Here is a 21,534-nt window from a genome sequence, read left to right as displayed (position 1 = left end):
ACAGCGGGAGTTGCCGCCCACGTGGTGTGCTGGTCAGCGGTAGCCGGCGGCCACCACGTTGGCCTGGACGGCGTTCTCGGTCGCGTCGGACGGGTAGCCCGCCACCATGGCGCCCTCATAGAAGGTGCCGGCGCTGAGGTTGGCGCCACCGCCGGGCTTGCAGCAGTCGCCACCACTGCCCAGGATGATCGCGCCCTGCTTCTTCATCGGGCTGTAGCCGGGCGGCAGCGTCCCGTCGTACAGGGTGTAGAGGTTGCCGGACTGTGCGTTGCTGCCCTTGATGGCGAACCGCGAGGTGCCGTTGTTCTTCAGCGTGGCCGTGACGAACTTGCTGGTGAACGCCCGCTGGTTCGGGTTCCAGGACTGACTGCCGCCGGGGAACAGGCCCCACTCCAGGTCGGCCTGCACCCACGGGCCGCTGCCCGAGCAGCCGCCGAACCAGCAGCTGGTGCTGAAGTTGATCGCGTCCATCGCCCCGGCGGCGTCGGCGCTGCGGGTGGTCTCGCTGTTGCCGTAGTCGAAGCAGCAGCCGCTGTTGACGTGGGTGCCGCTGGTCACCATGTACATCCCCTCGGGCGCCGCGCCGGTGGGGACGCCGGTCAGGTGGCCGTCCCGCCAGTAACTGTTGCCAGGGTTGATGTACAGCGAGTAGGCCTTGGCGCCGCTGACCGTCAACGACTCACTGGTCGCGACCGCCGGTCGGCTGGAGGTGGAGCCGGGGACCTGCGCGGACCCCTGGTACCACAGGTCGTTGCCGCGCCCCGACTGGTCGTAGACCACCGTGATGACACAGGTCGTGCCGGCGCAGAACGCATCCTGGCCGGCGGCGTCGGCGTAGCCGCCCGCGCTCAGCACCCCGATGTTCCGGGTGCCGTTGTCCGAGGAGCGGCGCACCTGGTAGAGGTTGCCGCCGTACGTCGCGAACAGCGCGCGGGTGGTGCTGTGCGCCGCCACGCACGGCGTGCCGCCGGCGGCGTAGATGTCGCACGGCCGCCCGCCCGCCGGGGGCGGTGAGGTGGTCGGCGGGGACGTCGGCGTCGTCGACGTGTTCCACCGCTGGTTGGCCTGACCGTTGCAGGTCCACAGGATCAGCTTGGTGCCGTTGGCGGTGCCGGCGCCGTTGGCGTCCAGGCACAGCCCGGACTGCTGACCGACGATGGTGCCGCTGGTGTTGACGGTCCACTGCTGGTTGGCCTGGCCGTTGCAGTCCCAGATGATCACCGCGGTGCCCGGGCTGGTGCCTTGGCCGTTGGCGTCCAGGCACTTGTTGCCGTACACCGTGAACTGCCTCGCCGACGTGTACGTCCAGGTCTGCGCGGCGGCGCCCGTGCAGTCGTACAGCTGGACCTGGGTGCCGTTGGTGGTGCTGCCGTTCGGCACGTCGACGCAGCGGCCGGACTGCGCGCCCACGATGGAACCCGGCCCGGGGGCGGCGACGGCCACCCGCGCCTGTGTGACCAGGGCGGTGCCGCCGGCGGCCAGGACGAGGGCCAGGGCTGCGAACAGCAGACGTGTTCGGCGGGGTCGAACGGATCGGGGACGGGGGTTGGTCATGACGGCTCCTCTGGTGCGCCGGGCTCCGGGACCGTCGGTGGCGGCGCGGAGCCTCACGGGTGGTGAATGGCGGTCGATGGCAGCGCTGACATGCGCGGCGTGGGTCTGCCGCGGGGTGCCGTGGCCGTCGTGGGGCCCGGACGCGCGACGACGCTGGAGGTGTCGGCGGTGGTGGCACACTCCGGAAAGTGTTAGCGCAAACATCGACTGGCTTCATTAGAGCACAGTGCTGATGTCGTGTGTCGGTTCTGGATTTTCGTCAGGCGAGCCGGCACCGCACCATCAGTGACTGACACTGGACCGTGCCGCGACGGTCGGTCAGTCGATCAGGCCTCGTATCACCTTTGACAACTTGGCGAGCCTGGCGTCGGCGCGGCGTCGACGATGCCTGATCCATTCCTTGCCCTCGGCGGCGACCCCTTCGAGCACATGCAGGGTGTGGCGGAGCCCGGATGCGTCCACGGACAGCTCGGTGACCTTGGTGGGATCGTCGGTGTGCGGCTCCGACTCGATGTCGGGGTCGCTCACCCGGACCGAGATCGGCTCTCCGTTGACGAGCGTCAGTTCGAAGGTCTGCCGTTGGGCGGCGATTCCGTCGATCCGGACGGCGGCCACGGCGTCGAAGCGGTAGTTGAGCCGCTGGGTGGTGTGATGCGTGACGGCCTCGAAGTCGAGGTCGATGTTGACCTGCCGGACGCCGTCGTCGGTGAGCAGGAACAGCAGCAGCCGGTAGCGGCTGTACCGCCACGGCCCACGCTGGTAACGGGCCTTCTTGCAGGAGTCGGCCGGCGCCTCGATGAAGGCGTGGGCGATCACATGGCTGGGGCGGAGCCGGTACTGGCGCATTGCCTGATCCACCAGGACCTTCCGATCGCCCTCCAGCCAGGCGGCCATCTCGGTGTCGGTCGGTTTGTCGGACAGTTTGCGTTGCCATCGACGGTAGGCCGCCTCTCGTGCCATCTCTTCGGCGAATCGTTCCGCCTCGTCGGCCCTCACCCGTCGATGCTCGGCGACGACCCGAAACGACGACCGCACGGCCGGCACGGCGGACGCCACCGCGAGCAGAAGCCACGCCCCTCCGGCCAGGGGCGCGGAGGTGAGAGCGGGTGCGGTCCAGAAAATTCCGGCGGCGACAAGGCTCAACCCGCCGACGCGCAGCAGACTGGTCCTGGTGGGGATACGCAGCTCGTGGCGGTACGCCGTCAGCGTGTCGTTCTCCCATCGCTGTCGGACATCGCTCACCAGGTATCGAACGAGCCACGCGACCCGCTCCGCCGGGATGCGCTGCTCGCGGTAAAGCTCGACCACCTCATCACGGAGCTGCCGTCGGATGCCCGCCGTCTGGTCGAGCCAGTAGGCCCGGTCGGCGCCGCGGGGAACGTACCGGCCGAAGTAGCGGTTGAACAGCCGATCCACCTTGCCGGCGAAGCCGCTCGCCGGCGCTTCGGAGCGACGTGGGCGCGGTGGAAGCAGCCCGGCGTCCTTTGCCCGCAGCCGCGCCCGGCGGAAGTGCCGGTCAGCCGCGCCGACCCAGAAAGCGGCCAGCCCGCCCAAGCCGGTGAGCAGTCCGAGGACGGGACCGAGCTGTCCGCTGGAGACGACCAGTCCCGCCAGCTTGACGAGCGCTACCGTGAACAGGGCCGCGCCCGCGCCGATGCCCAGCCAATCGCGGAAGGCGATGGTGGCCGGCCGCACCGCCAGCACCCGCGGCGGCACAGGATCGGGGTGGAAGAACTTCCAGACCCGATCCTGCCGGTCGCGCGCCGTCCGTTGCGTCTGGGCGAGGGCGACGGAGCGTGCCCACATCTCGTCCTGCATCGTGCCCTCGAGCAGCGCCTCCAGGTGGCCGTAGATCAGGTCGCGTTGGCGCTGCCTCAACGCGTCAATCTGTTTGATCACGAGTTCCGCGTCCGGGTCGCTGACCGGCGACACCAAGCGGACGATCCCCCTCAGCCCTGCCGCCCACTCGTCACGGTCATCGAGGTGGGGGAGGCTCATGCAGATGGCTTCGAGGCGATCCAGGTCCTCTCGGCTGAGTTGTCGGAGGGTACGGCCGCTCAAGAGCGCGACCAACCGGTAGAACTGCACCTCCGGGGTCACGTAACCGCGGGCGACCGCCTCCTCGATCAGCCTGCGTGCCTCGTCGCGGACCCGGTTGTCGAGATATTTCACGGCGGCACGGAACTGATCTTCTGGCCGTGGATTCGGCGGCAGTTCATAGAAGTTGACCGTGTGAACGACGCCAGCCTGCACACCGACGTGCGCGTTTCCCCCGGCGACGTTGGTCTGGGTGGAGTTCATGACATCCCCCGCACCACGGCGATGATCGCCGCCAGCCGCGCCGCCAGCTCCGCCACGTCGGCCACCAGGCCCCGTAGCCGCTTGAGTGTGACCAGCAGGGCACCCTTCTTGTCGGGCTCGCTCGCGGGCAGGCATTCGGTCGCCGTGTCCAGCTCCGACTCGGCCGCGGCGTAGGTCTCTTCGTCCAGGTGCCCGTCGAGGCGAGCTTGCTTGACGTGGCGGCGCAGCTCGGCGAGGTCGGCGGCCAGGTCGACCGGCCGCTGCGGGTCCGCGCTGACGGTGACGTCGCCGTGGATCTGACCGGCTTGGACGCCGACGCGGGCGTTCCCGGTGGCGACGTTGCGGTTGGTCATGCGCATCGGCCTGCTCCCGTTCCGGCCCGCGCTGCCTGCTCGGCTGATCGGGCCCTCGATGATCAGTTCCTGTGCCAGGGCGGTGGCGAACGCGGCGGCGTGACCGGCGGCTTTCGGCTGCCAGTGCTGGCCGTCGCTGGCCGCCTTGCTGCCGTCGGCGCGGTCGCTGATGCCGCGTACGACCACCACCGGGAGGGCGCGGTTGAGGTGGCCGGCCTGAGCCACGCCCGCCGCCTCCATCTCGATGGCCACGGCGTCGTTGTAGTGCTGCCGGATCCACCGGGCCTGCTCGGAGATCGCCGAGTCCTGCACCACCTCCCCGGCGGCTATCGGCCCGAAGTGAACAGCGGGGGCCGAACCTGCTGGCAGAAGGTGTCGCCAGGTGTTGCTCCTGTTCACGTGCTGGGCCACCTGGTCCGCCTCGTGCGGGATCTCCCATGCCTTCGGTCGGGCCTTGAGGCCGTCGTCCTCGCTGGTGCCACCCTGGTAGGCGTAGATCTTGCTGGCGACGACGACGTCGCCCAGGCGGATGTTGGGCCAGAGGCCGCCGGCTACTCCGACGAACAGCACGGCGGCCGGGGAGAACTCGGCCATCGCCCGCTCGGCTAGCACCGCGGCGGGGTGGTTGCCCTTGCCCACCAGGGCCAGCGCGACCCGGCAGGTGCTCTGGCTGATCCGGCCCACCTCGAAACGGGTGCCGGCCGTGTGCCGGTGTACGCGCAGGTCGGTCAACCGTTCGCGGACCGCCTCGTACTCGAGGTTGAGGGCGGTGAGGATCACGACGAGACCGCGGTTCGTTCTCACGTCTTCTCCTTGCCTGGCAAGTCCTGTGGTCTGGTCATCGGGGGGTGCAGCGTGGTGCGTGGACCGGACCGGAACAGTCGAGCGGGACGTCCGCCGTCGGTCTTGCGGGTCGGGCCGGCGGGCACGATGAAGCCGTCGACGCTCTGCACCTTCCGATAGAAATTGCGGGGGTCGAGCCGTACACCCCATACCGCCTCGTAGACGGCCTGTAGTTCGGCGATGGTGAAGGTCGGGCCGCAGAAGGCGGTGGCGAGCGCGGAGCGTTCCAACTTCTCGCGGGCCCGCTCCACGCCGTCGGTGAGGATTTGCTGGTGGTCGAAGGCCAGGGGCGCTTCGCCGGACAGTGCCTGAGCCACCGGCGTCCAGCTGGCCTCGGCGGCGTCGGTGCCGGCCAACGGCTCGGGCAGTCGGGGGGTGATGGCCAGGTACGCCACGGAGACCACCCGCCCCCTGGGGTCACGGCCCGGCATGCCGTAGATGCCGAGCTGTTCGAGGTGCAGCCGATCGGGCCCGAGGCCCGCCTCCTCGGCAAGCTCCCGATGGGCGGCGGGGAGCAGGTCTTCCTGCTCGTGGTTGAGGAAACCACCGGGTAGCGCGAGGGCGCCTCGATAGGGATCCACGCCGCGCTCGATGAGCAGCACGTGTAGCTCGGATTCGCGCAGCGTGAAGATGACGAGGTCCACCGTGAGAAGAACCGTGGGCGGAACCCAGTGACCGTCTGACATGGATCCACCGTAGGCTTCCTGTCATATTGACAGAAAGTCTGTCGCCTGTCGGATGTCAGCACTTCTTCGATCTTCCAAGCGGCGGATCGCCCGGACGCAACGTCACCGCCGACCGCTCCGCCCGGTGGACCTCCACGATCCGCGCCGCGCCGAGGTCGAGGCGCCGTACCGCGTCGGGCAGCCGGCCGTCGTGGGTGAAGACCACCACCTGCCGCTCCTGGGCCAGCTCGGCGAGCACCTGGGCGAGGCCGTCCACCTTCGACGGATCCATGCTCTGCACCGGGTCGTCGACCACCACGAACCGCAACGGACTCTCCGCCGCGCAGCCACGCGGCAGGAACGTCGCCAGTCCGAGAGCGTGCATCTCACCCTGGCTCAGCACGCCCAGCACGGTGCCGTTGTCGGCGCCGTCCACGGCGACCGGGAACACCACCCGCCGCTGCGTGTTCGACCCCTCCAGGCGCATCGCACCCAGCTCGACGTTGCTCTCCTGCCGCAGCCGTTCCCAGATCCGCTGCGAGTGCGCGGCGAACGGTCGCAGTCGCTCGTCCCGCACCACCGCACCGGTCTCCGACAACCACGCCCGCGCCGCCTTCACCCGGGCCAGGGCCGTCTCCCGCACCGCCAGGCCGCCCGCCGCCGCCAGCCAGGCTCGCAGCCGCACCGCCGCCGCCCGCCAGCCGGTGTCGCGCTGCCGCAGGAAACCCTCGGCGTACGCCCGCGCCGCGCCCGCCGCCGCCACGACCGCCGGGTACCGCGCCGCCAGGTGGTCGGCCAGTTCCACCGGCCCACCGGGTACGCGCCGCAGCGCCGCCACCGCCTCCGTGAGCGGCCCGACCACCTCGGTCAGCTCGCCGTCCTCGTTGCCGCCGGCCCGCTCCGGCACCTCGGGCGGGAACGCGATGTCGTCGACCAGGTGGTGCGCCTGGCGCAGCAGGGCGGTGAGCCGGGAGGCGGCGTTCTGCGCGGCCACGCTACGCTGCCGCAACTCGGTCAGCGCCGCCTCCGCCCGCGCCCGCCATTCCCCGTCCAGCGTTCCCGCCCGGCAGACCGGGCACGGCCCGTCACCACCCTCGTGGTGCTCCTCCACGGCGAGGCGCAGCAGTTCCGCCGTGCGCAACGCCGCCCGGGACCGGCCACCGTCGTACCGGACCGTCTCCGCCGCCGCGGCGTGCAGCTGCCCCGCCAACCGGGCCACCTCGTCCACGCCCGGCAGGGCCAGGTCGGCGAGTTCCCGGCAGCGCCGGACCGCCTCGTCGGCGTTCGCCTCGTCCGGCTCGGCCAGGATCGCCGCCAGCGCCGCCAGGTCCACCGCGCCCCGACGGCGCAACAGCACCGCCGCCCGCCGGGCCCGGTCGTCGGCCACCCCGTCCAGCGTGGCCGCGAGGGCGGTCCGCTGCGCGCGTACCTCCTTGACGGCCGTCTCGTGCGGCCGGGCGGCGCGCAGCAGACGCCGGTCGGCGTCGGTGATCGCGTCCAGGCCGAGGATCGCGAAGAGCGCGTCGAAGAGCTGGCTCTGCGTGCCTCCGGTGAGCCGGCCCAGCTCGGCGGCGGTGAGGAACGGCCGGTACAGCTCCAGCGGCCGGGCCAGGCCCAGCTCGTCGAGGCCATCGTGCCGACCCCGGTCGCTGGTGACCGTGAGCTGTGCGTCAGGCAGTTCGGCGCCGGCCGGCCAGGCCCGCGCCACCCGGGTCGGCGTGGCCACCCCGTCGACCAGCAGCTCCACCGCGATCCGGCACGGCTGCGGGGCGTGTAGATTCCGCCAGCCCTGCCGCCACACGCTGCTCTTCTCCGCCCAGCGGGCGCTGTCGCCGGTGAGCGCCAGCTCCACCGCTTCGGCGAAGCTGGATTTGCCGGAGCCGTTGCGCCTCACCACCAGCGTCAGACCTGGCCCCGGCGCGACGTCGAGGGTGCGCTCCTCGCCGACGCCGCGGAACCCGGCCACGGTCACCGACTTCAACCAGATCCGCCGGCCCGGACCGTCACCGGTGGGGGAGCGGGGATCCAGCCGGGTCGGCTTGCCGGCGAGGGCGGCGGCCAGGTCGTCGCCGCCGGCGAGCGCGGCGAGGACCAGGTCGGCGACGTCGGCCGGTACGGCCTCGTCGTCGGCGAGCCGGTCGAAGACCAGCTCCAGCAGGGGCTGCGCGGTGTCGCTCATCGTCGTCTCCCTCTGGTCGCGGATGTGGTGGGTACGGGGTGCGGGCTACCGGGTGGGGCCGATCCAGCCGGTGTGCCGGGTGGCCTGCCGGTTCCGGGAAGTGGGCATGGGTCGCCTCCGGGCAGGTGACGTCGACGGGCCGGGGGGTGGCCGGTCCGGTCGGGGACAGCGGGCAGACGTTGCCGGGCGGCGGCTCAGCCGCGGGCGGTGCTGATGCGATGCCAGTCGCGCAGGAACGCGTCGACCAGGGCGTGCGCGCGGGCCGGCAGGTCGAACGCGTCGGTACGGCGACGGCGGGCCATGTGGGACAGGGCGTCGGCGGCCTCGTTGAGCGGATGACCGCTGTGCCCCTTGACGTGGTCGAACATCAGGTCGGGTCGGCGGGCGACGTGCCCGGCGAGGCGGACCAGGGTGGGCTGGGACGTCCACCGGCGCTGCCGCAGGTCGTAACCGGCGGACATCGCGGCAGTGTCGCCGGCCTGCCAGCGGTGCAGCCAGCGCAGCGCCGACAGGCTGTCCACCAGCACCGTCAGCCCGACTGGCGGTTCCCCGTCGTACGCGGTCAGCAGGTAGTCGACCGCCTGCAGCTCGTCGATCAGCACCCGGGACACCCCGGTCGGGTCGAGCCGGCCGGTGCCCCGGCCGAGCAGGCCGTAGCGGCCGTCGCTGACCACGTACCCGATGCCACCCGCGCGGCCCTTCCAGCTGGCGTCGGTCGCGGCGACCAGCGGCGCGGACGCCGACACCCAGCGGGCCACCTGACCCCGGCCCCGCTGCGGATGCCGGCCGGCGGGACCACGGTGCGGCGGGTGCGACGTGGCGAGCCGGTCGGCGGTGTCGAGGAGTTCGGTCGTGGCGTCGAGGTCGTCGTAGCGGGCGGCGGTGACGGCGAGGGTGAGCGCGTCGCCGATGCGCTGGCAGTCGGCGCAGCGGGTGGGGCGGGCGTAGGCGGTGAGGGCGGCGGCCCGGTCGTGCAGGGCAGCGGGGAGCAGGGGCAGGGCGTGGCGGAACTCATCGGGACGCACGACGCCTCCTGACGTCTTCGTTGATCGGAGGATGACCACTCAGAGCTCGGCGACGTCGGTCACCACGGCGGTCAGCTTGTCGCCGGAGCGTCGGGTGCTACCCGTCTCCTCCTGCTGCACCGAGGCCGTCTCACCGGTCACCTCGAAGGTGTTCACCGCCGGGTCCTCGCCGCCACGCACCTCGTAGGTGACCTCGTAGGTCTTCGCCGGGTCCAGACCACTGCCCGTGTAGGTGACGTCGATGCGGTAGGTGATGTTGCAGCCGGCGCTACCGAAGCACTGCTTGCGCAGGACCTTGACCGCGAGCTTGAAGTCCTTCTTAGTCGGCTCGTCGAACAGGGCAACCGTCGGTGCCGGAGCCGTCGTGGTCTCCGCCGCCGTGGTGGGCGGGGCCGTGGTGGGGGTGGGCGTGGCCGTAATCGGGCTGGTCGACGCCGAGGCCGGGGCCTCGGCTGCCGGGTCGGGGTCGGTGCCGGTGAGGGCGGCGACGCCGAGGCCGCCGCAGCAGAGCGCGAGCACCAGAGCGATGCCGCCGACGGCGTACGCCCGCGTCTTCGATCGCTTGGTCGGGATGCCCTGCTCGGGTGAGGGCGGGGTGGTCGGGTAGGTCATGGCACTGCTCCTCGGGTGAACAGACGGTGGTGAACCTCCGGGGCGGGCGTGACCCCGCCCCGGAACGCGAAAGGAAGAGTCAGCCGAGCGCCACGTCGACGCCGCCGGAGAAGGGCGAGTCGTGCAGCTCGAGCTTGGTGAGCTTGACGTTCTTGGGGATGTCGAAGACGACCACACCGCTGACCTGGTTGCCGGGGTTGATGTCGTTGAGGAACGTCTCGGCGTTCTGGTTGGCGTAGATGGCCGCGCCGCCGTCGGCGGAGTACTCGGTGCCGTCGGCCGCGTACGCCTTCTGGCTGCCGCCGTCGAACATCTGCGCCTCCTTGCCGATGTTCTTGACGGTCATGGTGACCAGGCAGAACTGGCCCTGCGCCTTGGCGCCAAGGGTGCTGGTGCCGAGCTTGGCGACCCCGCACTTGGCGGATTTGACGGTGAACTCGAACTTGCCGTCGCGGGCCGGCTGGCCGAGCTTCGCGGTCTTGGCGGGCTTGTCCCCGCCGGCGCCGTCACCCGAGGTAGAGGCGTTGTCGGTGGTGCCCGCGCCGCAGCCGAGCGCGACGAGGCCGGTGGCGATCAGGGCGAGGGTGGTGAGCTTGCGCATCGATGTCCTCCTGGTGTGAACCGTGGCGGCGTCAATAAGAGCATGACCCGTGAACACTGTCAACAGACATGATGCTTGACGGGTGTGACACACTACGGAGGTGCAGGAGACACCGACCATTACGGCGGCAGAGATCGCCCGGCTCGCCGGCGTCGGCCGGGCCGCGGTCAGCAACTGGCGCAAACGGCACGCCGACTTCCCCGCCCCGGTAGCCGGCACCCCGGCCAGCCCCGAGTTCGACCTCACCCAGGTCGAACAGTGGCTGCACACCCAGGGCAAACTCCCCGAACTCGCCACCGCCGACCGGCTCTGGCGACACCTCGCCGCCGCCAGCGCGTCACCGGCCTCCGCCCTGGCCGCCGTCGGCGCCCTGCTGCTCGCCCGACAACGCGGCCAACGCCCCGGCCGATCCATCGGCCCTCAGCTCAAGCCACTACTGCCCGACATCGACGCCCTCGCCGCGGAACTCGGCGCGCAGCAAGCCTTCGACGAGCTGTGGCAACGGTTCTCCGCCCCCGGCCCCGGCCGGCTCTTCGCCACCCCCGACGACCTGGCCGACCTGATGGCCGCACTCGCCGACGTCGGCGGCGGCGCCGTCCTCGACCCGGCCGCCGGCTCCGGCGCCACCCTCCGGGCCGCTGTCCGCGCCGGCTGCACCTCCGCGTACGGGCAGGAACTCGACGCCGACCTCGGCCGCCTCGCCGGACTGTGGCTGGCCCTGCGGGATGTGCCGGGGGAGGTGTGCATCGGCGACTCATTGCGCGACGACGCGTTCCCCGGCCGTGCCTTCGACGCCGTCGTCTGCCACCCACCGTTCGGCGCGACCAACTGGGGCGACGAGGAACTCGGCCACGACCCGCGCTGGATCGTCGGCACCACCCCCCGCACCGAACCCGAACTCGCCTGGGTGCAACACGCCCTCGCCCACCTGCGCGTCGGCGGGCACGCCGTGCTGCTGATGCCACCCACCGTCGCCAGCCGCCGCGCCGGCAAGCGGATCCGCGCCGAACTGCTGCGCCGAGGCCACCTTCGCGCGGTGATCGCACTACCGGCCCGGGCAGCGACCGGGCATGGCGTACCCCTGCACCTGTGGGTGCTGCGGCGGGCGGCGGCCGACGCGCCGCCACCGGCACGGGCACTGCTGGTCGATGCCGCAGGGGGCGACCTGGCTGAGACCGCGCCGCGGATCCTGCAGACCTGGCGGGCCTTCCTCGCCGCCCCCGACGCCGAGGTGGCGGAGGCCGGGTTCGCGCGGGCGGTGCCGGTGATCGAGCTGCTCGACGAGGAGGTCGACCTCACCCCCGCCCGCCGCCAACCCGCCGTCGCGGGCCAGGCCACCGGCGAACATCTGGTACGCACCCGCGAGCGGCTCGCCGCCGTCGTCGGCGACCTGTCGACGCTGATGCCGCAGGTCACGCCCGCCCCCGACGGGCACGAGGGGGAGTTCCTCACGGTGGGGGAGCTGGCCCGGGCCGGGGCGTTGCAGGTCATCGGGCCGGTTCGCGCGCTCGCTGGCGAGGACGCCGAGCCATCAGCCGGCGGACCGCCGGTGCTGACCGTGCAGGACGTGCTGAACGGCGAGGAGGCGTCCGGTCGGGGCGACGGTCGGCTCGGGCAGGAGATCGCCTTGGCCGTCGGGGACGTGGTGGTGCCGATGATCGCGCGGCAGCTCACCGCTCGGGTGGTGAGCGCCGAGGGGGCGCTGTTGGGGCGCAACCTCTATCTGCTGCGGCCGAATCCGGCCGCGCTGGACTCGTGGTTCCTGGCGGGGCAATTGCGGACGTCGGCGAACGAGCGGCAGGCGTCGAGTTTGTCGGGGACGCTGCGGTTCGATGTGCGGCGGGCGCAGGTGCGGCGGTTGGCGTTGGAGGAGCAGCGGGCGCACGGGGAGGCGTTTCGGCGGCTGGACGCGTTCGAGTCGGCAATCCGACAGGCCGCTTCGTTGGGCGCGGAGCTCGCCCAGTTGACCGCTGACGGACTGGCCCGAGGATCCCTGGCACCGACGCTCCGACGTCAGGACCAGCACGAATCACCAAAGGGTCAATAGCTCCTTGATTGTTCAACGATGTACGGTCGTGCGTCCGCCGGGTGTGTGGTCGGCGGTCCGGACCAGCAGTTCGGTTGGGTGTCGTCGTGAGGGGGCGGGATGACGCTGGGCACCATCGGCGGTTTCGAGGTGGTCAAGCCGCTGGGCTCCGGCGGGATGGGCGAGGTGTTCTTCGCCGTGTCGCCGACCGCGGACCGGGTCGCGCTGAAGGTGATCCGCAAGCACCTGATCGCGGAGCCGACGGTCCGGGACCGCTTCGCCGCCGAGGTAGACAGCCTCAAGCTGGTCTTCGGCTCACGAATCGCCCGCCTGGAGGACGCCGACCCCTACGGTGACCCGGCCTGGCTGGCGGTGGAGTACGTGCCCGGGGCGACGCTGCGGCAGCACGTCGACGCCCGCGGTCCGCTGCCGTTGCCGCTGGCCGCCATGGTCGGCGCGATGCTCGCCGACGGTCTGGGCCGGGTGCACCAGGCCGGCCTGCTGCACCGTGACCTCAAGCCGCAGAACATCATCCTCGGGCCGGACGGTCCGAAGCTCATCGACTTCGGTCTGGCCATCCTGATCGACCGCAGCGACTTTCTGACCGAGCCCGGCGCCCTGGTCGGTACGCCCGCCTACATGTCACCCGAGCAGGTGCGGGGTGAGCGGGAGCTGACCGCCGCCGTCGATGTCTACGGGCTGGCCGCCACGCTTGTCTTCGCGCTGACCGGCCACGGCCTCTATCCACCGGCAAACTCGTGGAACCTGCTGCTGCGCATCACCGAACCGAGCGACCTGCCGGACCTGTCCGGCGTGCCGGCCGAGTTGGCGCCGTTGCTCGGGGCGATGCTCGCGCACGACCCTGGCGCCCGACCCGGACTCGGCGACGTCGGCGCCCGGCTGCTGGCGGTCGCCACCGCCAGCAGCGGCACGAGCGTGCCGAGCCTCCGGCAGGAGGTCGCCAGCCTCACCTACGACGGCGACACCGAGCTGCTCGTCCCGCCGGACCTTCAGGATCCGCGCCAGGAGCCGGAGGACACCGCGGTCGACAAGCACGACACCGTCGACGTACCGGATCCGGCCCCCACCCTGCCCGACCCGGAGCGCGCCGCAGGCCGGGGCCCCGACGTGACCTGGCTGGTCGAGAAGATCCGTCGCCAGTACGCCCGACGCTCGACCCTGTAGGAAGGCGCCACCGCATGACCATCTCCCAGGACGCCACCTTCCCCCCGGGCTCCCGCATCGTCGTCCGGGACGAGGAGTGGCTGGTCCGCAGCGTCAAGACCGGCACCGCCGACGGCACCATGATCAAGGCAGTCGGCGTCTCCGAGTTCGTGCAGGACGTCGAGGCGACGTTCTTCACCGGCCTGGAGAACATCACCCCGCTGGTCCCCGAGGAGACGGAACTCGTCCCGGACACGTCCTCCCGGTTCCGGCAGAGCCGGCTGTTCCTGGAGGCCGTGCTGCGGCGGACGCCGCTGCCGCGCACCGAGCGGGGCCTCGCGCTTACCGACCGGTTCCTGCTCGACCCGCTTACCTACCAGCAGCGCCCGGTCGAGCTGGCCCTGGCCGGCCTGCGACCGCGCATCCTGCTCGCCGACGTGGTCGGCCTCGGCAAGACCCTGGAGATCGGGCTGATCCTGGCCGAGCTGATCCGCCGGGGTCGGGGCGACCGGATCCTGGTGGTGTCGCCGCAGCAGGTGCTCGAACAGTTCCAGCGGGAGCTGTGGACCCGGTTCGCCATCCCGCTGGTGCGCCTGGACTCGACAGGCATCCAGCGCATCCAGCAGGAGATCCCGGCCGGCCGGAACCCGTTCACCTACTTCAAGCGGGCCATCATCTCCGTCGACACGCTCAAGGACGCCGGCCAGTTCGGCCACCACCTCGACGCCACCACCTGGGACGTCGTGGTCATCGACGAGTCGCACAACCTGATCAACAAGGGCACCCAGCGCAACGAACTGGCCCGCCGGCTCGCCGCCAAGACCGACGCGCTGCTGCTGGCCAGCGCCACCCCGCACAACGGCGACAAGGAGTCGTTCGCCCAGCTCATCTCGCTGCTCGACCCGGCGGCCATCGCCGACGAGAAGCGGTACGAGGCCAAGGACATCGCCCACCTCTACCTGCGCCGAACCAAGATCAGTCCGGAGGTGCGGGACCAGATCGGCGACCGCTGGGCCGACCGCGGTCCCTCCCAGGCGGTGTACTGCGCGGCCGGCCCGATCGAGGAGCAGATCTTCGACGAGCTGACCGACGTGTGGCTCGCCGGCAAGTGGAGCGACGAGGCGGTCACCGGGCAGCACCGGCTCTTCCCGTACACGTTGGTGAAGTCGTTCCTGTCCTCGCACCGGGCGCTGCACGAGACGGTGACCAACCGGCGCAAGAAGGCCACCGGCGCGGAACGGGCGGCGCTGGACCGGCTCGCGGAGCTGACCTCGGCGATGACCGACCAGGACTCCAGCAAGCTGCGGAAGCTCGTCGAGGAGCTGAAGACGATCGGCGTCGGCCGGGGCAGCGACACCCGGGCGGTGGTCTTCTCCGAGCGGGTGCCCACCATCAAGTGGCTGGCCGAGACCGTCCCGGCCCTGCTCGGGCTCAAGCCGAACGCGGTGCGGGTGCTGCACGGCGGCGTGGCCGACCAGGACGAACAGCGGATCCTCCAGGAGTTCGAGCTGGCCGGCAGCGACTTGCGGCTGCTGTTCACCGGCGACGTCGCCTCCGAGGGCGTCAACCTGCACCAGCAGTGCCACCACCTGATCCACTACGACATCCCGTGGAGCCTGATCCGGATCGAGCAGCGCAACGGCCGCGTCGACCGCTACGGGCAGAAGCACCAGCCGCAGTTCCGCGCGCTGATCCTCACCTCCGACCGCGAGGACGCCAAGGACGACCGTACGGTCTCCGAGAAGCTGCTCGACCGGGAGGCGGTCGCCCACCGCAGCCTCGGCAGTGTCGAGGCCGCCACCGGCCTCTACGACGCCAAGGCCGAGGAGGACCGGCTGGTCCGCGACCTGCTCGCCGGCAGGAGCGTCGACGAGTCCTATGAGGCCGCGCACGCCGAGATCGACGTGCTGGCCGACCTGTTCGGCGACGTCGGCACCGCACCGGTCGCGGCGGACATCCCGGTGGCCCGGGTGCCGAAGCTCTTCGACTCCACCCGGGACTTCGTCGACGCGGCGCTCCAGGAGATCTACCAGGACCGGCCCGAGGACCACATCGACCTGCGCCGCGAGGACGAGCTGCTGACCTTCCTCGCCCCCGACGACCTGGTGCACCGGCTCACCGACCTGCCCCGCTCCTATCTGCGCGCCCACCGCGAGGGCGAGGACCTGCGGCTCAAGGTCACCTTCGACCGGAAGCTCGCCCAGCGCAAGCTCGACCAGGCGCGGCAGAGCCGGACCCCGAGGTGGCCGGAGATCGCTTTCCTCAGCGACGTGCACCCGATGGTCGACTGGCTCGTCGACAAGGTGCTCATCCGGCTCGGCCGCCAGCAGGCCCCGGTGCTCACCGCCGACGTGGCCGCACCGACCTATCTGATCCAGGGCGTCTACGCCAACCGCCTCGGCCAGCCGACAGTGGTGCAGTGGATGGCAGTCTCCGGCCTGCCCACCGCGCCGGAGATCCGGCCGATGGACGAGGTGCTGCGCGAGGCAAACGTCGGCCCGACCATGGTCAACCGGGCGGAGGCGGTCGCCCTGGACCCGTTCCGGCAGCTCCTGCCGCAAGCCGTCCGCGTCGCCCGCGCCCACCTGGAGGGCAAACGCGACGAGTGGGCGGTGGCGAACGCCGCACCGCTGGAGCAGTACCGCCGGCAACTGGAAACCTTCGAACAGGCCAGCCTCTTCGACGAGCTGCCGGCGGCGCATCGCGCGAAGCGCCGCGAGCGCGCCCGGCACACCGTCGCCGAGCAGCACGACCTGCTCGACCGCCTGGAAACCGCAGGTGACCCGCTGCTGCGGGTCCTCGCCGTCGTCGTCCCGTCCCCGGAGAGTGCCGCATGAGCTTCGAAGCGTTGACCAACCGCGGCGAATACCTCTCCGCGCACTACCTGGCCGAGATCCTGCCCACCACGCTCAAGGGCGGCCAACTCAAGCAATGGGCCGAACGGGAGAAGGCCGGCGACCAGACGCCGCGCACCGGCCTTCGCAGCCTGCGCCGGCCCTACTTCGACGCCAAGTCCGAGCTGGCCGACGACGAGTTCTTCGACCCGGAGCGGCTGCGCAAGCTGCACCAGGAGCTGCTGAAGGCACTCGGCTTCGAGCCGAACCCGCAGACCATCACCGTGGAGCGCGCCGGCCAGGAACACCAGATCACCGTCGCGCACGCCGAGCTGACCTCCGCGCACGGCATCGTCGCGCTCGACTGCGGCTGGGCCGTCGACGCCGAGGCCGCCCAGGACCCGGACGACGCCGGCCGGCTGCTCACCCCGGTCACCCTCAGCGGCACCGAGACCATCGACACCGGCGCGAAGCTCGCCTCCTGGCTGTTCGCCGCCGACAACCCCAAACCCCGGTACGTGCTCATCCTCAGCGGCGGCGTGGTCACGCTCGCCGACCGGACCGCCTGGGGCGAGGGCCGCTACCTGGCCGTCAGCCTGGACACGGCCTTCGCCCGCAACGACGACAAGGAGTACGACGTCGTCGCCGCCCTCTTCGGCGCCGACTCGCTGCGGCCACCCGCCGAGGGCGGCACCGAACCCCTCGCCGACATGGTCGCCGGCTCCCGGCAGCACGCCGTCGGCGTCTCCAGCGAACTGCGCGAGGGCCTGAAGGTCTCCGTCGAACTCATCGCCAACGAGGTCCTCGACCAGATCCGGCGGGCCGGCTACCAGCCGCAGGACGTGATGGTGCTCGACGAGCTGGCCAAGGAACTGGGCCGCGAGGCCCTGCGCTACCTCTACCGCATCCTGTTCCTGCTCTATGCCGAGGCCCGCCCCGAGCTGGGCGTGCTCCCCGTCAACGACCGCGAGTACGTCGAGGGCTACAGCCTCGCCCGCGTCGGCGACCTGGTGTCCCGCCGGCTCGCCCCCTCCGCCGAGGGCGGTTTCCACCTCTACGAATCGCTTGACCTGCTGTTCCGCATGGTCAACAACGGCCACCGCGCGCGCGGCGGCGCGGATGTCGACGACAAGGCCAGCGAGGGGGAGGGGCTGCGCTTCGAGCCGATGAAGTCGGACCTGTTCCTGCCGGAGAAGACCAAGCTCATCGGCCGGGTCCTCGCACCGGACGGCGACGAGGACGACGCGGACGCGCCGACCATCGACACCCGGCTGCGCAACAAGGTCCTCTACCAGGTGCTGCGCCGGTTGATGCTGACCAAGGGCGCGAAGCGGCGCCGCGGCGGCTTCATCTCGTACGCCCAGCTCGGCATCAACCAGCTCGGCGCCGTCTACGAGGGCCTGATGTCCTACACCGGTTTCGTCGCCACCGAGCAGCTCTACGAGGTCGCGAAGAACGGCGACCCGAAGGACGGCTCGTGGATGATCCCGGCCTCCAAGGCCGACGAGTACGAGGACAGCGTCTTCGTCTACAAGGAGGACCCGTACACCGGGGTGCGCAGCCGGGTCAGCTACGCCCCCGGCGCGTTCGTCTACCGCCTCGCCGGCCGGGACCGGCAGACCAGCGCCTCCTACTACACCCCGCAGTCACTGACCGAGGTCACCGTCCAGCTCGCCCTGAAGTACCGCCTCGACCAGGACGGCACCACCACCCCGGCGCGCGAGTTGCTGGACTGGACGATCTGCGAGCCGGCGCTCGGCTCCGGCGCGTTCCTCAACGAAGCGATCAACCAGGTCGCCGCCGAATACCTGCGCCGCCGCGCCCGCGAGTTGAAGGTGGACCTGGACCCGGAGCAGTACCACCTCGAACTCCAGCGGGTGAAGGCGTACATCGCGCTGCACAACTGCTACGGCGTCGACCTCAACCGCACCGCCGTCGAGCTGGCCGAAGTCTCACTCTGGCTGAACGTCATGCACGCCGGCCTCCAGGCGCCCTGGTTCGGTCTGCACCTGCAACGCGGCAACTCGCTCATCGGCTGCGGACGCAAGACCTACGAACCGAAGCAGCTCGCCGACAAGTCGTGGCTCACCACCGCCCCGAAGGAGAAGCCGTTCCGGGACGGGCCGATCGACGAGGGCGCCATCCACCACTTCTTGCTCCCCGCCGACGGCTGGGGTGCGGTCGCGGGGGAGAAGGAGGCCCGCGAGCTGGCGCCGGCCGAGACCGCCAAGCTCAAGGCATGGCGTACGGCGATGAAGCGCGTGCCGTCCGCCAAGGGTAAGAACTCTCAGGTCAAGCGGTTGCAGGCGCTGGCCCGCCGGGCTGAATTCCTGTGGGGGCTGGTGCAGCAGCGGCTTGCCATCTCCGAGCGGGAGATCCGCCGCGACATCAAGGTATGGGGTGCCGACGACCTGCCTGAGGTTACCGAGGCGGTGGCGCGGGACAAGATCCTCGCCGACCTGACCGCGCCCGGCACGCCGTACTGGCGACTCAAGACCCTGATGGACGCCTGGTGCGCGTTGTGGTTCTGGCCGCTGGACAAGGTCGGCCTGCTCGACGGCTCGGACGCGGCGTACCCGGCCGCGCCCGTCCAGGTGTCACACGTGAAGGACATCCCGGCGTACGAGGAGCAGGTGGTCTACGAGACGCCGGACATCTTCGGCAACGTGGAGCCACGGCAGATGACCCTGCCGACCAAGGCGACCGGCACCCGCCGGACGACCGTGGCCGAACAGCTCCGCAAGCAGGTGCCGCTGACCAATCTGGACGACTGGCTGACGTTCGCGGAGGCACTGGTCGGGCGCAGCGACGTGGATGAGAACACCGAACGCTTCTACGGCCGCAAGCTCGACAGCCTGGCCGAGATGAGCGACTTCGAGCAGAAGCTCGACGGCGTGATCGGGGTGGACTCACCGTGGATGCTGGCCGACCGGTTCCCGTGGCTACTGGCTGCCGAGCGCATCGCCGACCAGCAGGGCTTCTTCCACTGGGAGTTGACGTTCGCCCAGGCGTTCGCCAAGGGCGGCTTCGACCTCCAGGTAGGAAACCCGCCATGGGTGCGGCCGCGTTGGCAAGAGGATGTCATCCTGGCCGAACTCGAACCGTGGTTTGCTCTGGCGGACAGGCCCAGTGTCGCGGAGTGGCAGGAGAGGAAAGCCTCGGTGCTACGAGCCGCTCCTGCTCGCAGCTTCTTTCTCGATGTGCTCACAACAAATGTCGGTACGGTCGCGACCCTAGGTGGATCGGCAACGTACCGGCTTCTTGCGGGAACTCAGGCAGATCTGTACCGCGCATTTGTCTGCAGAGTGTGGGCTAATTTGAGTTCTTTAGGAACTGCTGGAATGGTTCATCCGGACACGCATTTAGGTGGCGTAAAGGAGGGCGCACTGCGGGCGGCGGCATACGAGCACCTTCGATTCCATGCCCATTTCTCGAACCGTGCCGCTGTCTTCCCGGAGGTTCACGCCAATACTGAATTCGGAGTGCACGTTTATGGCGCTAGTCGTCCAGTCAAGTTTACTCATATGAGTTGGCTCTTTGCGCCTAGAACCCTAGCAGAGTCCTTGCTCCACGACGGTCGCGGGGAAGTTCCTGGAATTAAGCACGAGGGTAAATGGGACTTGCGTCCGCATTCCTCTCGCCTAATCGAGGTCGATGAAGGGTTGTTGGCGCAATGGCAACGGCTGTCTGGTGGCGAGGGCGACCTACCGGTCCGTTATACCCAGCTCTTGTATCCAGTAAGCCTTGAGGAGCAAGGGGCAATTGCGGCGCTGTCAATGACTGAGTATCGACTTGTCAGTGTAGCGCCTCGAATTAGCCGAGGTTACGATGAAGCGAACGGCAAAAAGGACGGCTTGATACGTTGGTCGACGGGTAACCCAAAATCGCTTCATGACATGATTCTGCAAGGTCCTCATCTAGGTATAGCAAATCCCTTCAACAAACAGCCAAACAATCCTTGCAAAACTAACCGCGATTGGTCGACCTGGGATCTCTCGGCGCTCGCGGTGAAGGTCGTTCCTGCTACAAACTACGTTCGAGCCTGCAGCCATGAGCGTTGGGTTGCCGCTCAAGACGTCTGGGATGGGCGTCCCTACTCGGAGTACTTCCGACTTGCTTGGCGACGAATGATTCCCTTCGACACCGAGCGAAGCTTGTTTGCGGCGTTAATTCCGCCAGGCCCCACTCATGTGAATGCCGTGCATTCGCTTGCGGCGCGGCGGAACCTGGATACTGTACTCGCCGCCGGATTCTGGTCTTCCCTGCCGCTTGATTATCTTCTTCGCGCAGTTGGACGCGCGGACCTTCAAATCGGCGACGCTCCGAAAATGCCAACAGTCAGATCCAATCATCCGCTCGCTGGTGCCTTGGTTCTGCGGGTCATGCGTCTCAACTGTTTGACGGCAGATTATGGACCGCTTTGGTCTGAACTATTCTCTAATACGTGGCTGGCCGACTCGTGGGCCTTTGAGTGGCCAGGCGTTCCGCCACTCGAAGAAGTGTCGTCGATTTGGAGTCGGGAAGCTCCATTGCGATCCGAGTTTGCGCGGCGTGCAGCCCTTGTCGAACTGGATACAATTGTCGCAGTGTGTCTTGGAATTTCTGTCGAGCAACTGATCGCGATTTGCCGTTCACGCTATCCAATCCTGTCAGACTACGAGCGGGATACTTGGTTTGATAGGAAAGGTCGAAAGCTCGCCCGGAGCCACCACGCGTTCGGGTATGGGCAGACGAAGGAGCATTTCGAGCAGCTAGTGGGTCACTTCGATGATCCGAATCGGAGTCCGGTGCCTGACGGATACACGGCGCCGTTTTATAAGGCGGATAGGGAGAACGAGTACCAGCAGGCGCATGCCGTATTCAGCAAGCGGCTCCAGGATGCGATCGACGCGGGCTGGCAGCCGTCCTAGCCCGCGCACCCTTCTCACCCCTTGAGGAGAACAGATGGCTCCGAGTAACCATCAGAAGCACCAGGCGGGGCGACATCTCGCTGTGGCCGAGGCCCTTTTGCAGGGCTACTCAGCGACCACTGAGGGTCCACAGACATTTGTGAAGATCAACGGTAGGCGGGCGGCGGTTCAGGTCGCTGCCCAGGGTGCATGGATGATCGCAGACGTGTACAAGGCTAGGCCGCCTCGATTGACTTCTATGTGCTGGTGGATGTGACCGATGGGCGGCGGGACTTCTACGTCGTGCCCGGAGATGACCTGCGCAGCGGGATCGAGGAGCGGCACCAGGAGTTCATGTCGAGAGTCGGTGGTGTGCGTCCGCGTAACCCTGACAGCCGCCACACGGCGATCTACCCAGCCCAGGTGGAGGCGTGGCGGAACCACTGGTCACTGTTCGACCGGGCGGCCCAGCTTGCGAGTGGAGACAC

The 21,534-nt window shown here is 69.7% G+C and carries 12 protein-coding genes; 4 read left to right on the top strand and 8 right to left on the bottom strand.

The window, feature by feature from the left end:
* Positions 1 to 33 precede the first annotated feature (33 nt).
* From K7640_RS01455 to K7640_RS01420, 8 genes are all read right to left on the bottom strand, one after another.
* Entirely contained in the window at positions 34 to 1,554 is a 1,521-nt protein-coding gene (locus tag K7640_RS01455; protein ID WP_222952806.1) for an arabinofuranosidase catalytic domain-containing protein, read from the bottom strand.
* 318 nt (positions 1,555 to 1,872) lie between these two features.
* The gene (locus tag K7640_RS01450; RefSeq protein WP_222952805.1) at positions 1,873 to 3,855 is read right to left on the bottom strand and encodes a hypothetical protein; all 1,983 of its coding nucleotides are present in this window, start codon (positions 3,853 to 3,855) and stop codon (positions 1,873 to 1,875) included.
* Positions 3,852 to 5,012: a 5'-methylthioadenosine/S-adenosylhomocysteine nucleosidase gene (locus K7640_RS01445; protein WP_222952804.1), complete on the bottom strand. Its 1,161-nt coding sequence runs from the start codon at positions 5,010 to 5,012 to the stop codon at positions 3,852 to 3,854. Before K7640_RS01445 ends, K7640_RS01450 begins: the two co-directional genes overlap by 4 nt.
* The gene (locus K7640_RS01440) at positions 5,009 to 5,737 is read right to left on the bottom strand and encodes an NUDIX domain-containing protein (RefSeq protein WP_222952803.1); all 729 of its coding nucleotides are present in this window, start codon (positions 5,735 to 5,737) and stop codon (positions 5,009 to 5,011) included. The genes K7640_RS01445 and K7640_RS01440 overlap by 4 nt, the downstream gene beginning before the upstream one ends.
* Positions 5,738 to 5,792: 55 nt before the next feature.
* Entirely contained in the window at positions 5,793 to 7,895 is a 2,103-nt protein-coding gene (locus K7640_RS01435; RefSeq protein ID WP_222952802.1) for an ATP-binding protein, read from the bottom strand.
* Between the two features lie 194 nt (positions 7,896 to 8,089).
* Positions 8,090 to 8,920 carry a ribonuclease HI gene (locus K7640_RS30690; protein ID WP_222952801.1) on the bottom strand — a complete coding sequence of 277 codons (831 nt, stop codon included), beginning with the start codon at positions 8,918 to 8,920 and terminating at the stop codon, positions 8,090 to 8,092.
* A 39-nt stretch (positions 8,921 to 8,959) separates the two neighbouring features.
* The gene (locus K7640_RS01425) at positions 8,960 to 9,532 is read right to left on the bottom strand and encodes a hypothetical protein (RefSeq protein ID WP_255607730.1); all 573 of its coding nucleotides are present in this window, start codon (positions 9,530 to 9,532) and stop codon (positions 8,960 to 8,962) included.
* Positions 9,533 to 9,611: 79 nt separating this feature from the next.
* The gene (locus K7640_RS01420) at positions 9,612 to 10,133 is read right to left on the bottom strand and encodes a DUF4352 domain-containing protein (RefSeq protein WP_222952800.1); all 522 of its coding nucleotides are present in this window, start codon (positions 10,131 to 10,133) and stop codon (positions 9,612 to 9,614) included.
* Between the two features lie 100 nt (positions 10,134 to 10,233).
* Between K7640_RS01420 and K7640_RS01415 the strand changes: the two genes are divergently transcribed.
* The 4 genes from K7640_RS01415 to K7640_RS01400 all read left to right on the top strand — a co-directional run bounded on the left by K7640_RS01415 (position 10,234) and on the right by K7640_RS01400 (position 21,067).
* The gene (locus K7640_RS01415; protein WP_222952799.1) at positions 10,234 to 12,180 is read left to right on the top strand and encodes an N-6 DNA methylase; all 1,947 of its coding nucleotides are present in this window, start codon (positions 10,234 to 10,236) and stop codon (positions 12,178 to 12,180) included.
* Positions 12,181 to 12,279: 99 nt separating this feature from the next.
* Positions 12,280 to 13,344 carry a serine/threonine-protein kinase gene (locus K7640_RS01410; RefSeq protein WP_222952798.1) on the top strand — a complete coding sequence of 355 codons (1,065 nt, stop codon included), beginning with the start codon at positions 12,280 to 12,282 and terminating at the stop codon, positions 13,342 to 13,344.
* Positions 13,345 to 13,358: 14 nt separating this feature from the next.
* A complete protein-coding gene (locus tag K7640_RS01405) occupies positions 13,359 to 16,160 on the top strand; it encodes a helicase-related protein (RefSeq protein WP_222952797.1) in 2,802 nt (933 codons plus the stop codon).
* Entirely contained in the window at positions 16,157 to 21,067 is a 4,911-nt protein-coding gene (locus K7640_RS01400) for a class I SAM-dependent DNA methyltransferase (protein ID WP_222952796.1), read from the top strand. Before K7640_RS01405 ends, K7640_RS01400 begins: the two co-directional genes overlap by 4 nt.
* Positions 21,068 to 21,534: the final 467 nt, after the last annotated feature.

The organism is Micromonospora sp. PLK6-60 (genome assembly GCF_019890675.1).
GTDB lineage: Bacteria > Actinomycetota > Actinomycetes > Mycobacteriales > Micromonosporaceae > Micromonospora.
The sequence above is the reverse complement of the archived record's forward strand: the minus strand, read 5'-3'. Positions and strand labels throughout refer to the sequence as shown.

What these genes read in the sequence shown, in the direction of transcription:
- K7640_RS01455 (WP_222952806.1), bottom strand. Translation starts at nt 1,554, where the DNA reads ATGACCAACCCCCGTCCCCGATCCGTTCGACCCCGCCGAACACGTCTG.
- K7640_RS01450 (WP_222952805.1), bottom strand. Translation starts at nt 3,855, where the DNA reads ATGAACTCCACCCAGACCAACGTCGCCGGGGGAAACGCGCACGTCGGT.
- K7640_RS01440 (WP_222952803.1), bottom strand. Translation starts at nt 5,737, where the DNA reads ATGTCAGACGGTCACTGGGTTCCGCCCACGGTTCTTCTCACGGTGGAC.
- K7640_RS01435 (WP_222952802.1), bottom strand. Translation starts at nt 7,895, where the DNA reads ATGAGCGACACCGCGCAGCCCCTGCTGGAGCTGGTCTTCGACCGGCTC.
- K7640_RS01425 (WP_255607730.1), bottom strand. Translation starts at nt 9,532, where the DNA reads ATGACCTACCCGACCACCCCGCCCTCACCCGAGCAGGGCATCCCGACC.
- K7640_RS01420 (WP_222952800.1), bottom strand. Translation starts at nt 10,133, where the DNA reads ATGCGCAAGCTCACCACCCTCGCCCTGATCGCCACCGGCCTCGTCGCG.
- K7640_RS01410 (WP_222952798.1), top strand. Translation starts at nt 12,280, where the DNA reads ATGACGCTGGGCACCATCGGCGGTTTCGAGGTGGTCAAGCCGCTGGGC.
- K7640_RS01405 (WP_222952797.1), top strand. Translation starts at nt 13,359, where the DNA reads ATGACCATCTCCCAGGACGCCACCTTCCCCCCGGGCTCCCGCATCGTC.
- K7640_RS01400 (WP_222952796.1), top strand. Translation starts at nt 16,157, where the DNA reads ATGAGCTTCGAAGCGTTGACCAACCGCGGCGAATACCTCTCCGCGCAC.